Consider the following 13794-nt stretch of genomic DNA (forward strand, 5'->3'; position numbering starts at 1 on the left):
CCATCATGAATAAGGGTATATGCCTATGATGGGCATATGCTCTTATTTTAAAAAAATAAAAGTAAGAATATTTCAAACTATCTTATTGCTTTTGAGAAAAACGGGGAGGTGCTTGACTATGGGACGTTATGTATTAAAACGTTTCGTGTACATGGCTTTGACATTATTTTTAATTACTACACTGACTTTCTTTTTGATGAAATTACTTCCGGGTTCTCCGCTTAAAAACCAGGAGAAGCTATCACCGGCACAAAAAGAAATCATTCTTGAAAAATATGGCTTAAATGATCCAGTACCAGTTCAATATGCACGTTACTTAGGTAACTTAGCAAAAGGTGATTTAGGGGTATCATTCCAATATGATAACCGTCCAGTAACAGATATGATTGTGGATCGCATTGGACCATCAGCACAACTTGGTTTACAGGCGATTATATTAGGAACATTTATCGGTTTAATTTTAGGAATCGTTGCGGCACTTCGTAACAATACGTGGGTCGATTATGGGGCGACAATTATTTCCGTACTCGGGATGTCGGTACCATCGTTCGTATTTGCCGCATTACTACAATATTTCGTAGGGGTAAAACTTGGATGGTTCCCAGTAGCATTCTGGAAAGGACCAGAGTTTACCGTAATGCCTACAATCGCTTTATCGATGGCAGTTATCGCAACAATCGCACGTTTTGCTCGTGCAGAGTTAATTGAAGTTATGCAAGCTGACTACATTTTAACAGCGAAAGCGAAAGGGATTAGCCAAGGCGTTATCATTATCAAACACGCACTTCGTAACGCATTAATTCCGGTAGTAACAATTTTAGGACCAATGGTTGCAGGTTTAATTACAGGGACATTAGTTATTGAGCAAATATATGCTGTACCAGGACTGGGGGAACAGTTCGTTAAATCTATTACAGTAAATGACTATACAGTTATTATGGGAACTACAATTTTCTATAGTGCGATTTTCATCTTAGTTATTTTCATTGTCGATATTTTATACGGAATTATTGATCCTCGAATTCGTTTAGCGGGAGGGAAAAAATGATGAAAGATGTACAAAAATTATCTCCAGATTTATTTCAACAAGCCAATCAAAATAATGTGGATAATGAAGTCATTGCCCGTCCAAGCTTAACGTTTTGGCAAGATGTAAGAAGACGTTTGTTCCAACATAAAGGAGCGATGTTCGGTTTCGTTTTATTAGCGCTTATTATATTACTAGCAGTTTTAGGACCGATGGTAAGTAAGCATTCTTATAAAGAGCAAGACTTAGGTCGTGCGAAATTACCACCGAAAATTCCTGTTATTGAAAATGTTCATTGGCTACCATTTGACGGTACAGATCAATATGGTGTTGACCAATATGAAAAACGTGATATTAAAGAGTATTTCTGGTTTGGTACAGATGATCTTGGACGCGATTTATGGACAAGAACATGGGAAGGTACGCGTGTATCATTATATATCGCTCTTTTAGCAGCGGCGATTGACTTAGTAATTGGAGTTGCTTATGGAGGTATTTCAGCGTTCTATGGCGGTAGAGTAGATAATATTATGCAACGTATTATGGAGATTATTAACGGTATTCCATACTTAATCATCGTTATTTTAATGGTAATCATTATGGGATCTGGTATATGGTCAATTACACTCGCAATGGCGATTACAGGTTGGATAGGGATGTCGCGTATCGTTCGTGGACAAATCCTGAAATTAAAAAATCAAGAATACGTATTAGCATCTCGTACATTAGGTGCAACAAATACACAATTAATTGTAAAACACTTAATCCCGAACGTAATGGGACCAATTATCGTAATGACAATGTTTACAATTCCAACAGCAGTGTTTGGTGAGGCGTTCTTAAGCTTCATCGGTTTAGGTATTCAGCCACCATTCGCATCACTTGGTTCTCTTGTAAACGATGGTTATAAATCAATTCAAACGTATCCACATATGATGTTCATCCCAGCGGTTGTCATCAGTATGTTAATCTTAGCATTCAATTTAATGGCAGACGGATTGCGCGACGCGTTAGATCCAAAAATGCGTAAGTAAAAGAGGGGAGAGGCAAAAATGAAAACATTGTTAGAGGTAAAAGATTTACAAGTCTCCTTTGATACACATGCAGGTGAAGTACAAGCTGTACGCGGCGTTACTTTTGATTTGAAAAAAGGAGAAACATTAGCGATTGTAGGAGAATCTGGTTCTGGGAAATCAGTTACTTCTAAAGCGTTAATGGGATTAATTCCGAATCCTCCTGGACGCATTAAAAATGGTGAAATCGTATTTGAAGGTCGTGACTTAACGAAATTAACAGAAAAAGAAATGCAACAAGTACGCGGTAAAGATATCGCAATGATTTTCCAAGATCCAATGACATCATTAAACCCAACGATGACAATTGGAAATCAAATTATGGAAGGTCTGATTAAACACCAAGGGATGAGTAAAGCAGATGCACGTAAAGTTGCGTTAGAATTAATCGACCTTGTAGGTATTCCAAATCCAGAAGCGCGCTTAAAACAATATCCTCACCAATTCTCAGGTGGTATGAGACAGCGTGTAGTTATTGCGATGGCGTTAGCTTGTAACCCGAAATTATTAATTGCTGATGAGCCGACAACAGCGCTAGACGTTACAATTCAGGCCCAAATTTTAGAGCTTATGAAAGACATTCAGCAAAAAACAGAAGCGGCAATCATTTTCATTACGCATGACTTAGGTGTAGTGGCAAATGTTGCGGACCGCGTAGCAGTTATGTACGCTGGTAAAGTTGTTGAAATTGGAACGGTTGATGAAATTTTCTACAATCCAAAACATCCGTACACTTGGGGCTTAATCGCATCGATGCCAAGTTTAGATGGTTCAGAAGAAGAGTTATATGCAATCCCTGGAACGCCTCCAGATTTATTAAAGCCGCCAAAGGGAGATGCTTTTGCACCACGTAACCCACAGGCACTGAAAATTGATTTTGAAATGGATCCACCTTTATTTAAAGTAAGTGATACACACTATGCGGCAACTTGGTTACTTCACGAGCAAGCTCCAGAAGTAAGACCGCCAGCAGTTGTTGAAAAACGCATTCTTCAAATGAAAGCAGGTGAACAACATGACTAAACAACGTGAGAAATTAATTGAAGTAAAAAATGTAAAACAGCACTTCGACGTGAGTGGTGGTGTTGTCAAAGCGGTTAATGATATTTCATTTGATATTTACCGCGGAGAAACATTTGGTCTTGTAGGAGAATCAGGTTGTGGTAAATCGACAACTGGAAGAACGATTATTCGTTTATATGATGCAACTGCTGGTGAAGTATTGTTCGATGGTGAAAATGTACATGGTAAAAAATCACGCGCACAACTGAAGAAGTTCAACCGTAAAATGCAAATGATTTTCCAGGATCCATATGCATCATTAAATCCTCGTATGACAGTAGGGGATATTATTGCGGAAGGTATTGATATTCACGGACTAGCAAAAGGCAAAAAAGAGCGTATGGACCGTGTTCATGAATTATTAAACACAGTTGGTTTAAATAAAGAGCACGCAAACCGTTTCCCTCATGAATTCTCGGGTGGACAACGTCAACGTATCGGTATAGCTCGCGCACTTGCTGTAGAACCTGAATTTATCATTGCCGATGAGCCAATCTCAGCACTTGACGTATCAATCCAGGCGCAAGTTGTAAATTTACTGAAAAAGTTACAAAAGGAAAAAGGTTTAACATACTTATTCATTGCCCATGATTTATCAATGGTAAAATACATTAGTGATCGCATCGGCGTAATGTACCGTGGTCAAATCGTTGAGCTAACAACAAGTGAAGAGTTATATGCGAATCCAATTCATCCATATACTAAATCACTATTATCAGCAATTCCGCTTCCAGATCCAGATTATGAGCGCAATCGTAAACGTATCGTATACGATCCATCTCAACATGATTATGGTAGTGAAGCACCAACAATGCGTGAAATTCGCCCAGGACATTTCGTATTATGTTCTGAAGCAGAGTATAAGAAATATAAAGAGATTTATCAATAATAAAAAAAGCCAATCTTCCATAACGGAAGATTGGCTTTTTTTATTGATAGAAGGAATGACAGGCTAGACTTGCTTTAAATTAGTTTATCTCAATAGTTGTGATTTAATTTAAACTTATAAAAAAGAATTTTTCATAAGTTTATTTCTATTTTGAGACTAGAAAATAAGTGTTTTTTAAGTAGGAGAAGCTTATTTTATTATTTTGATTGGTGAAAGAGATAGTACTAATATGTAGGTATACATCATGATGTGTTTTTGAAATAGAAGCGTTTTTGTATAGTAAACGAAAAGATTTATAGAATCATGAAAGAGAACGAGTATCCATTAAAAATAATGGGGAGGAAGTAATTTGTTGAAAAAAATTATTTCGATGTTCGTCGCTATTGGGATAGTGTTCATAGTAGGTAGTAGTTTTAATGTGTCACATGCGTATGTAAAGACAGGGTACAAATTATCGACAAAAAACCAAAGCTTTAAATGGGGTGACCGTTTATCGGGAAGCAGTGTAATAAAGAGTGGTTGGCAGGATGCTATTTCAACTTGGCAAAATAGTGCAGCTAATGCCAAGTTCTTTTATCACGGATCTTCCGTGCATACATTAAATTCGTGGTATGAATCCTCGTCCACATATTATGGAAGAATGATTGTTCAACTAAATAATAAAATTGTTACGAAGTTTTCTGGAGACATTAATGCAGGTAATACAAATATCACAAAATCAAATGTCGCTAAAAGTACGGCTGTTCATGAACTAGGACATGCATTAGGACTCGATCATAATACAGGGGAATCTATTATGAATAGTGATAGAGATCGTACCAAAATGCACGTTCCTCAAAAAGATGATGTGAATGGTGTAAATGCAATTTATAAATGAAAGTAAGGAGGGATTTATAATGAATAAAAAATTGAAATTCATTTTGTTGGCAGTCCCTTTTGCAATTTTCTTAGGTATAGGGGGATATAGTATTTATTTTGGAGAAGTCGAAGATACAACAATTTTAATAACTAAAGATTTTCCATCCACAAGTAGATTAGAAGACATGGTTAAGGAAGCCGATGTAGTTGCAATAGGCAATTATGATGGCTTTGATTCAACTTGGAATATGGCGCGTAATCCACAAGATATTAGTCAAGAAGATCAGGAGAATTATGTAGAGGGGCATTTATACAATTTTAACGTAAAAGAAGTTTTAAAAGGAGATCCCTTACAAGATAGAATGAAAATTAATTATCGATACGCAGAACAAATTGAAATCGATGATTCGAATAGTAAGGTTGTAAATGAAGACCCTCTTTATATAAAGCCGGAGATTGGGAAGAAATACATGTTATTTTTGAAAAAAGATGAAAATATGAATCATTACTTTGGCGCAATTGAACCATTTTCCATAATGTTTGATGAAAATGATATAGCGTATTTACAGTCAAACTTATTACATGTAGACGAAGAGAGATTAAGTGTTAAAAAGAAACAAGATAACCAAACATATATTTTAAAAAATCAAGTGGATCATACCATATCGGATACGATTTCTAATAAGAATATTGACGAATTGAAGATAGAAATTGAAAAGTATAATTAAAAAAAGCTGTTCCAACAATTTGTTGGAACAGCTTTTCTTCAATGCAAATTTCATTTATAAATGACTGCATCTCGATTAAGGGATTATTACTGTGCCTGAACAGAAACAATTTCTTCTTGTTCTTCAGGTTTAACGAGTGCATAACGCTCCCACGCTCTACTTTTCCAGCGGAAGAACATAATGATGGCACGTGTCCATTCATCAATAGCAATCGCCAACCAAATACCAACGAGCCCCATATCTAAATGGAAGGCGAAAAAGTAACCGAGTGGCAAACTCATTAACACCATAGAGAATGCGCCAATTAAAACTGGGTACTTTGCATCGCCAGCTGCGCGAAGTGAATTGATGATAACGATGTTCATCGTACGCCCTGTTTCAAGTAGTACACTTAGTAAAAGGACGCTTGCACCTAACGCAATAATGTGCGGATTATCTGTAAATAGCCCCATTAATTGTGTGCGGAATATAATAACGAGAGCGACCATACATAAAGTGACACCAATTGCCCACTTTACACTTTTCCATACGCGTTCATACGCTTCATCTTTTTCACCACCGCCAACGAGGCGTCCGATAATAATGGCTGTTCCCATACCAATCGCAATAGCGAATAAATAAGTAAACATAGAAATGTTCGTAGCGTATTGTCTAGCCGCTAATGATTCCGTTCCTAAATATGTTGCATAGTATAAGAAGACAATTTGGCAAGCTTGATACATAACCTGCTCAAATGCAGATGGAATCCCGATCTTTAAAATTTTCCCGATGTATTCTTTTGATAAGGTGAAGTAATATTGTAATTTCACACGGTATTCCATAACGCGGTACAGTAACCAGAAGAAAACGATAAGTGCGATAAGTCGGCTTACAGCAGAAGAAATAGCAGCCCCTTGTACACCGAGCTCTGGGAAACCGAATTTCCCGAAAATAAGTACGTAGTTTCCAGCGATATGAATAATGTTCATTCCAAGTGAAATAAACATGGCTTGCTTTGTGAAGCCATGTACGCGGATAATTGCGGCTAATGAATTAATAATAGCTTGAAGGAAAATAGCTCCGCCGACGATGGATAAATAGCTTTGTGCATACATGAGTACATCGCCTTGTAAGTTCATTGCCATCATCATATGTTTTGAAAATAAAAGAAAACCAGCGCTTATAACGAGTCCGACCACTAAATTTAATGTAACGGCTAAAGCTGATATTTTAGATGCTTCCATAAAACGTTTGGAACCGAGGTATTGAGATACGACGATAGCTGCGCCGTTCCCGATGACTTCTAGTACCAAAATAGCGATATGGAGATATTGATTCGCTGCACCAACCCCAGATACAGCATCGTCTGATAATGCACTTAACATGAAAGTATCAGCGATCCCCATTAACATAAATAGAAAAACTTCTAGAAAAATAGGCCATGTTAATAAGAATAAACTTAATTTCTCTGTCGGCCCGTTTTTTGCCTGAATTGCTGTCATGTCCGTCCCCTCTTTACCGATATCTATTTTTAGCAAAGTGTATCGTAACATACTTTCTTATCCTTTGCACTCATTTTAGCCTACATATCTTTATTATGAAGGGGGCGCTATTTTATGATAAAAAGAGAAGGATAATTATACATAAAGTATTATGAGATACAAAATTTGTTTTTCTCTGATAATTTAGAAAAATATAAAAATACTCTTTTTCAACACTTTAGTAAGGAAAATCAGCAATATGAAACGTTTACAAAGGTTTATTTCTTAACAGAAAATTTTAATGAAATAGAAATATAAATATACAAAAAATATATTTGTGTGTATAATATGAATTGTTAGAACATATATATATTTCTATTTGTTTGAAAATGAAAGGGCTAACATTTTTGTGGAGGGTGGAAGTATGAAAAAAAAGATGCCAGTTTTTGTAGTATCAACAGTAGCGATGAGCATGATGTTAGGGGCATGTAGCTACCAAAAAGATGAACCGCAAGCGAACGCAAAAGGGGATAGCGGGAAAAGCGGTGCGAAGCAAGTTATTAACTTAATTGAAACACAAGAAATTCCAACGATGGACCCAGCGTTATCAGCTGATGCAGTTTCTTCAAGGGTAATGACTAATACGATGGAAGGCTTATACAGTTTAGGAAAAGATGATAAGCTAGTTCCTGGTGTAGCGAAGGAATTCCAAAAGTCAGAAGACGGTAAAAAATATACATTTAAATTACGTGAAGACGCAAAATGGTCAAATGGTGAGCCTGTGACAGCGAAAGATTTCGTATACGCATGGCAAAGAGCGATTAACCCAGATACAGCTGCGAAATCAGCGTACATTATGTATGATATAAAAAATGCAGAGAAAATTAATAAAAAAGAGATGAGTCCGGATCAATTAGGGGTAAAAGCGATTGATGATTATACATTAGAAGTGGAATTAGACAATTCAATTCCATACCTTGTAGATTTAATGGTATATCCAATCTTCTATCCTGTGAGTGAAAAATTTGTAAAAGAGCAAGGTACGAAGTTTGGTTTGGAAGCGAATACAACACTTTATAACGGACCATTTACATTAAGTGATTGGCAACATGAACGTAGCTTTAAAATGACAAAGAGCGCGTCATATTGGGACAATAAAGAAGTGAAGATTGAGGAAGTAAACTTTAATATTGTAAAAGATACGTCTACGCCAATTAATTTATATGAAACAAACGCAGTCGATCGAGCGACGTTATTAGCAGAGTTCATCGATAAATATAAAGGAAAACCAGATTTCCAAACAGTAGAAGATACATCTGTATTCTTCCTTCGTTTAAATCAAAAAGACCCAGCTTTAGCAAATAAAAATATTCGTAAAGCCATTTCACTTGCTTTTGAACGTAAGCCGTTCGTTGATACATTATTAAATAACGGTTCTAAGCCAGCAACAGGATTAATTCCTGATAACTTCATTAAAGGGCCAGATAAGAAAGACTTCCGTGCTGTAAATGGTGATATTGTAAAACCAAACGTGAAAGAAGCGAAGAAATATTGGGAAGCTGGTAAAAAAGAACTTGGTAAAAATGAAATCGAATTAGAGCTATTAAATGAAGACGTTGAATTATCGAAGAAAACAGGTGAATATTTAAAAGGTGAATTAGAAAAGAATTTACCAGGTTTAACAGTGAAAATTAAACAGCAACCATTTGCGCAAAAACTAAAACTAGAAGATGCGGGCGATTATGTGATGTCATTCTCTGGATGGAGTGCAGACTTCCCAGATCCAGTTACATACCTTGATATGTTCGTAACGGACGGATCACAAAATAAAATGAAATACTCTAATCCAAAATATGATGAAATTATCATGAAAGCGAAGAAAGATGGAAGCGATGTAAATGCTCGTTGGAAAAACTTACTAGAAGCAGAGAAAATGTTACTTGATGACGCTGCGATTGTTCCAGTATATCAACGTGGTAGAGCATATATACAAAGAGAATCAATTAAAAATATGTACAACCATAAATATGGCGGCGATTTAAGCTTTAAATGGGCGTCAGTAGAGAAATAAGAAAAAAGCAGGTGATTACCTGCTTTTTTTAATACGTACGTTTCTTATAAATACCTTTCCCGCCGACTTCGTTCCAGCCGGATTGTACATCCAAACTTTTATTAACAAACTTCATCTTTTCTTTTCCGCCAAAGAGTTTTTCACCAATGCTATTTGTAATGACACCAATCAATGCTGTGATTCCGATGATGAGGGCAGCAACCGTGACAAAATCAATAAAGAAAGCAATCATTTGCAAATTCCCCCTTTGCCTGTCTGTATGTTTATTGTATGAGATAAAAGGTAAAAAAGAAAGAAATGTCAGAAAAATAATTGATTTATTTTAGAAATCGTATAGACATGAATGAGAATGTTTGTTAAAATAAGAACAAACGTTCCTTTTCGTTCTCACTTGTATAGTCTTACATTTCTTAATTAATTTATCAAGAAAAGGTAAGAAAACGTTCTCTTTTTTATAGGAAAGATTCTGGGGAAATAACTATATATCATATGAATAATCTATGAAAATCAAGCGTTAAGAAGGTTGGAGGTTATTGTTAAAGAACAGATAAAGTGAGTGTGATCATGTTACATAGCAGTGGCATACACGGAAGAGTTTTCTCAATTAGAAGGAAATTTACTGTATATTTCTTGCAAAATCTATTGTATAATGATTATAGAAGTTACTTATTAAAAGTAATTGTTGTTTGCTAAATGTTGTTGCTTACATGAAATGCGATTTTTGCACTTTGTTTTAAGACAAGGTATCGCAAAAAATTGCTGAATTTAGAAATTTAAACTGTAATTAGTACAGAATTTGTACTCTTTAAGGAGAGTGAGCTTTGTATGGTAACATTATATAGTTCTCCAAGCTGTACGTCTTGTAGAAAGGCGAAATTATGGCTAGAGGAAAATCATATTCCTTATACAGAACGTAATATTTTCTCAGATCCATTAACGATTGAGGAAATTAAAGAGATTTTACGTATGACAGAAAGCGGAACGGATGAGATTATTTCTACTCGTTCGAAAGTTTTCCAAGAATTAAATGTAAACTTAGAGTCTTTACCACTTCAAGATTTATATAAGATGATTCGTGACTATCCAGGGATTTTACGTCGTCCAATTATGATTGACGAGAAACGCCTTCAAGTAGGTTACAATGAAGATGAAATCCGCCGTTTCTTACCACGTACAGTAAGAACGTTCCAATTACGTGAAGCACAGCGTCTTGTAAATTAATTATAATAATATGAAAACCTTCTACCTATTATATAGTAGAAGGTTTTTTTTAATGTTTCACATTTTGTAATCGAACTTGCTTAACGATAATACCGATGCATAGAACAGTGAAAATGAATAAAAAAGGAATGCTTGCAGTGAAACTTGGGTTGTTATGAAAGAAGGTTGCAAGCCTGTCTTCATGTGTAACCATTTTTCCTGCTGTATAGGCGAGAATCGCTGCTCCGCAATAAATGAGGAATGGAAAGCGTTCCATCAGTATTAAAATAAGTTTGCTGCCCCAAATAATAATCGGGATAGAAATGAGTAAGCCGATTATTACGAGTAAAAATCTTCCGTGAGCTGCACCTGCAATGGCAATAACGTTGTCAAACCCCATAACGAGATCCGCGAATACAATTGTACGCACAGCTTGAAATAAAGTTGTTTTCCCCTGAATAGCAGAAAGATCGTTGCTATTATCAGTTAGTAAATTTACTGCGATTAATGTGAGTAAAACGCCGCCGATAAGCTGTAGAAATGGAACGTCGAGTAAATAGACAGCTAGTATAGTAAGTAAAATTCTTAACACGATTGCTAAAAGAGTACCAATCAAAATGGCTTTATTTCGTTTCGATTCAGGTAAATTTCGGCTAGCTAGTGCGATGACAATTGCGTTGTCACCACCTAATACAACATCGATACCGACAATCATTAGTACAGATGTTAAAAACTCTAAGTCCATTCGTCTGCCTCCATTTATGATGTTTTAATAAGCCAACTATATGTATGTGGTGAAGAGAGAGACTAAATAATCTTCTCTAATAAAAGTTTCACTTTATTACAGTGTACGGGGGAAGGTGGAAATGTATGTCCAAATTTTTCATGAGTGAGAAATCGCTATAATGATATATTTGTGTAGATGGTCGAATGAAGATAGGCATATAACTATTTTTGTAAAATAAATCGATTTTATTTCCATTCTGGAGAATCTTATCATAAAATGAGAGTACAAGAATCTATTGATTTGTCATATGAGTGGGGAATCCCTTCATAACAATTCTAAGCAGGAAGGGAGAGTTGTATTTTGGATATTGAAAGAATTAATGACCATACGATGAAATTTTTTATTACGTACATTGATATAGAGGATAGAGGGTTTAATCGTGAAGAAATTTGGTATGACCGCGAACGAAGTGAAGAGCTCTTTTGGGAGATGATGGACGAAGCTCGTGATCATGATGATTTCTTTATTGATGGACCGTTATGGATTCAAGTGCAAGCAGTCGATAAAGGGATTGAAGTACTTGTAACGAAAGCAGAGCTTTCAAAGGATGGACAAAAGCTAGAACTACCAATAGGTGTAGATAAAATTATAGACATTCCTCTAGATGAAGGCATTGAATCATTGTTCCAGCAAGAATTAGTGGAAGAGGTAGAGGAACAAGCAGGAACAAACTTTAACGAAGATGGTACGTTTGGCTTTTTAATTAAGTTTAATGATTTTGAAGATGTCATTTCATTAAGCCACCGTCTTATCTTTGAAGATATAAAAGATGAGCTGTATTCATTTGAGAACCGCTATTATGTATATGTGGAATTCGATGAAGTGCTACATGATGAAGAAGAAATTGATCGTATTTTAAGTATTGTTTTAGAATACGGAGAAGAATCAACTTTAACAATTCATCGTGTAAGTGAGTATGGAAAACAAATTGTGAAAGAGCATGCGCTTGAAACAATTCGCAATAATTTTCCTGCTAAAACGTAGGCCGATTTCTGTAGTATGAAATCGGCTTTTTATATGAAGAATAGGAAAGCTTTCTTAGTAAGGAGGTAAGAGATGAAAAATACGTTAAAGTTGATTTTCTTTGTTTTATTATTGTTCGCATTATTTGTTTCGTTACGTATGTTTATTGACGTAGCATTTTATTCGGATGTAATCGGGATAAAAGATGTTTCGATTTTAGGTATTATTAGTATTTTATTTACGGTATCTGCATTTTTAATTGGCTGCGTGATTTTCCTAGAGAACCGTCATCCGTCTAAAACACTTACATGGCTCATTGTGTTAGGTATTTTTCCGGTATTTGGATTCTTCGCTTATTTATTATTCGGACAGAACTTTCGGAGGAAGAGAATGTTCCAAAAGAAGGCGTTGCTCGATGAACAAGCGTTTTTACAATATAAGGGGCATGAAGATTATGAGGAACGGATTTTGCGCAATCATAAGCATCAAGAGCTTTTATTTCGTTTAGCGGATCGTTTAGGCGCTTTAAATATTTCATTTCAAACTGAAACGAGAACATTAACAAATGGAGATGAAACGTTTCAGGCCATTTTAGATGGATTAAAACGAGCGAAACATCACATTCATATGGAATATTACATTGTACGTGATGATAAGCTTGGAACCGAAATTAAAGATATTTTAATACAAAAATCAAAAGAAGGCGTAGTCGTTCGTTTTTTATATGATGCGGTTGGAAGTTTTAGATTATCAAATTCGTATATTGAAGAATTAAACGATGCAGGTGTCGAAATGATTCCGTTCTTTCCTGTTCGCTTTCCGATTTTAAACGATAAGATTAATTATCGAAACCATCGAAAAATCGTTATTATTGATGGAAATGAAGGATTTGTAGGTGGATTAAATATTGGTGATGAATATTTAGGGAAGGATAAGTATTTCGGCTTTTGGCGAGACACGCATTTATATTTGCGTGGTGAAGCTGTTCAAAGCTTACAACTTATTTTCCTTCAAGATTGGTTTTATATGACTGGTGAGGCTGTGCTGGCCCCTGAATATTTACAAGCGAAAGCAGTTGAGGGTGATCATTGGGGAGGCGTACAGCTCGTTGCAGGTGGACCAGATAATAAATGGGAAACAATTAAACATTTATATTTTGCCATGATTGCTTCTGCGCGGAAATCCATTTGGATTGCGACGCCGTATTTCATTCCTGATGATGATATTTTATCCGCATTAAAGGTAGCTGCGCTTGCTGGTATTGATGTCCGTTTGTTAATGCCGAGTAAGCCTGATAAGCGCACTGTCTTTTACGCATCGAGATCGTACTTCCCAGAGCTTTTAGATGCAGGGGTAAAGATATATGAATACGAAAAAGGTTTTCTCCATAGTAAAGTTGTCATTGTCGATTCTGATTTAGCTTCAATTGGGACTGCTAATATGGATATGAGAAGTTTTCATTTGAACTTTGAAGTAAATGCCTTTTTATATGATACAGACAGCATTCGAAAACTTGTTCAAGATTATAAAGAGGATATAGAAGAATCAAGTGAAATTCATGTCGATCGTTTTCATAAAAGGCGTCTTCATAGACGAATTGTTGAATCGACGTATCGATTATTATCACCTTTATTATAAAAAGAGATGTCCGAAATTGGGACATCTCTTTTTTAAAA

13 protein-coding genes are annotated in these 13794 nt (G+C 35.7%); 10 read left to right on the top strand and 3 right to left on the bottom strand.

Annotated features, from left to right (window positions below; translation table 11 throughout):
• The first annotated feature begins 118 nt into the window (after positions 1-118).
• The 6 genes from opp3b to F8162_RS17520 all read left to right on the top strand — a co-directional run bounded on the left by opp3b (position 119) and on the right by F8162_RS17520 (position 5637).
• Positions 119-1048, top strand: a complete 930-nt coding sequence (opp3b, locus tag F8162_RS17495; protein ID WP_000534165.1) for an oligopeptide ABC transporter permease — start codon at positions 119-121, stop codon at positions 1046-1048.
• Positions 1045-2061 (top strand): oligopeptide ABC transporter permease, encoded by a 1017-nt coding sequence (gene opp3C, locus F8162_RS17500; protein WP_000974097.1) that lies wholly within the window; start codon positions 1045-1047, stop codon positions 2059-2061. Before opp3b ends, opp3C begins: the two co-directional genes overlap by 4 nt.
• Positions 2062-2079: 18 nt before the next feature.
• Positions 2080-3123, top strand: a complete 1044-nt coding sequence (locus F8162_RS17505) for an ABC transporter ATP-binding protein (RefSeq protein ID WP_000854348.1) — start codon at positions 2080-2082, stop codon at positions 3121-3123.
• Positions 3116-4051, top strand: coding sequence for an ABC transporter ATP-binding protein (locus tag F8162_RS17510; RefSeq protein WP_144613526.1), 936 nt, complete (start codon positions 3116-3118; stop codon positions 4049-4051). The genes F8162_RS17505 and F8162_RS17510 overlap by 8 nt, the downstream gene beginning before the upstream one ends.
• 370 nt (positions 4052-4421) lie before the next feature.
• Entirely contained in the window at positions 4422-4928 is a 507-nt protein-coding gene (locus tag F8162_RS17515; protein WP_151631776.1) for a matrixin family metalloprotease, read from the top strand.
• Positions 4929-4947: 19 nt separating this feature from the next.
• A complete protein-coding gene (locus F8162_RS17520) occupies positions 4948-5637 on the top strand; it encodes a cardiolipin synthase (protein ID WP_151631316.1) in 690 nt (229 codons plus the stop codon).
• Between the two features lie 86 nt (positions 5638-5723).
• Here F8162_RS17520 and F8162_RS17525 read toward each other — a convergent pair whose 3' ends face one another.
• Positions 5724-7169: an MATE family efflux transporter gene (locus F8162_RS17525; protein WP_151631315.1), complete on the bottom strand. Its 1446-nt coding sequence runs from the start codon at positions 7167-7169 to the stop codon at positions 5724-5726.
• A gap of 352 nt (positions 7170-7521) precedes the next feature.
• Between F8162_RS17525 and F8162_RS17530 the strand changes: the two genes are divergently transcribed.
• On the top strand, positions 7522-9168 hold the full coding sequence (locus F8162_RS17530; RefSeq protein ID WP_151631314.1) for a peptide ABC transporter substrate-binding protein: 1647 nt from the start codon (positions 7522-7524) through the stop codon (positions 9166-9168).
• Between the two features lie 28 nt (positions 9169-9196).
• Here the strand turns inward: F8162_RS17530 and F8162_RS17535 are convergent, their stop codons facing one another.
• Positions 9197-9400: a hypothetical protein gene (locus F8162_RS17535; RefSeq protein WP_000559976.1), complete on the bottom strand. Its 204-nt coding sequence runs from the start codon at positions 9398-9400 to the stop codon at positions 9197-9199.
• Positions 9401-9993: 593 nt separating this feature from the next.
• Here F8162_RS17535 and spx point away from each other — a divergent pair.
• Entirely contained in the window at positions 9994-10389 is a 396-nt protein-coding gene (spx, locus tag F8162_RS17540; RefSeq protein WP_000258267.1) for a transcriptional regulator Spx, read from the top strand.
• Between the two features lie 49 nt (positions 10390-10438).
• Here the strand turns inward: spx and F8162_RS17545 are convergent, their stop codons facing one another.
• On the bottom strand, positions 10439-11113 hold the full coding sequence (locus F8162_RS17545; RefSeq protein ID WP_151631313.1) for a TerC family protein: 675 nt from the start codon (positions 11111-11113) through the stop codon (positions 10439-10441).
• A 342-nt stretch (positions 11114-11455) separates the two neighbouring features.
• Here F8162_RS17545 and mecA point away from each other — a divergent pair, with 342 nt between their 5' ends.
• Complete coding sequence (mecA, locus tag F8162_RS17550) at positions 11456-12139, top strand: adaptor protein MecA (protein ID WP_000350711.1); 684 nt, start codon at positions 11456-11458, stop codon at positions 12137-12139.
• A gap of 72 nt (positions 12140-12211) precedes the next feature.
• Complete coding sequence (locus tag F8162_RS17555; protein ID WP_000799207.1) at positions 12212-13756, top strand: cardiolipin synthase; 1545 nt, start codon at positions 12212-12214, stop codon at positions 13754-13756.
• Positions 13757-13794: the final 38 nt, after the last annotated feature.

The sequence above is a fragment of the Bacillus sp. CH140a_4T genome, from assembly GCF_008923725.1.
In the GTDB taxonomy this organism is placed as follows: Bacteria; Bacillota; Bacilli; order Bacillales; family Bacillaceae_G; genus Bacillus_A.

Bases quoted from the DNA above. Each gene is read 5' to 3' on its own strand.
- F8162_RS17505 (WP_000854348.1), top strand. From the start codon at position 2,080: ATGAAAACATTGTTAGAGGTAAAAGATTTACAAGTCTCCTTTGATACA.
- F8162_RS17555 (WP_000799207.1), top strand. From the start codon at position 12,212: ATGAAAAATACGTTAAAGTTGATTTTCTTTGTTTTATTATTGTTCGCA.
- F8162_RS17535 (WP_000559976.1), bottom strand. From the start codon at position 9,400: ATGATTGCTTTCTTTATTGATTTTGTCACGGTTGCTGCCCTCATCATC.
- F8162_RS17525 (WP_151631315.1), bottom strand. From the start codon at position 7,169: ATGTTACGATACACTTTGCTAAAAATAGATATCGGTAAAGAGGGGACG.
- spx (WP_000258267.1), top strand. From the start codon at position 9,994: ATGGTAACATTATATAGTTCTCCAAGCTGTACGTCTTGTAGAAAGGCG.
- F8162_RS17545 (WP_151631313.1), bottom strand. From the start codon at position 11,113: ATGGACTTAGAGTTTTTAACATCTGTACTAATGATTGTCGGTATCGAT.
- opp3C (WP_000974097.1), top strand. From the start codon at position 1,045: ATGATGAAAGATGTACAAAAATTATCTCCAGATTTATTTCAACAAGCC.
- F8162_RS17520 (WP_151631316.1), top strand. From the start codon at position 4,948: ATGAATAAAAAATTGAAATTCATTTTGTTGGCAGTCCCTTTTGCAATT.
- F8162_RS17530 (WP_151631314.1), top strand. From the start codon at position 7,522: ATGAAAAAAAAGATGCCAGTTTTTGTAGTATCAACAGTAGCGATGAGC.
- F8162_RS17510 (WP_144613526.1), top strand. From the start codon at position 3,116: ATGACTAAACAACGTGAGAAATTAATTGAAGTAAAAAATGTAAAACAG.
- opp3b (WP_000534165.1), top strand. From the start codon at position 119: ATGGGACGTTATGTATTAAAACGTTTCGTGTACATGGCTTTGACATTA.
- F8162_RS17515 (WP_151631776.1), top strand. From the start codon at position 4,422: ATGTTCGTCGCTATTGGGATAGTGTTCATAGTAGGTAGTAGTTTTAAT.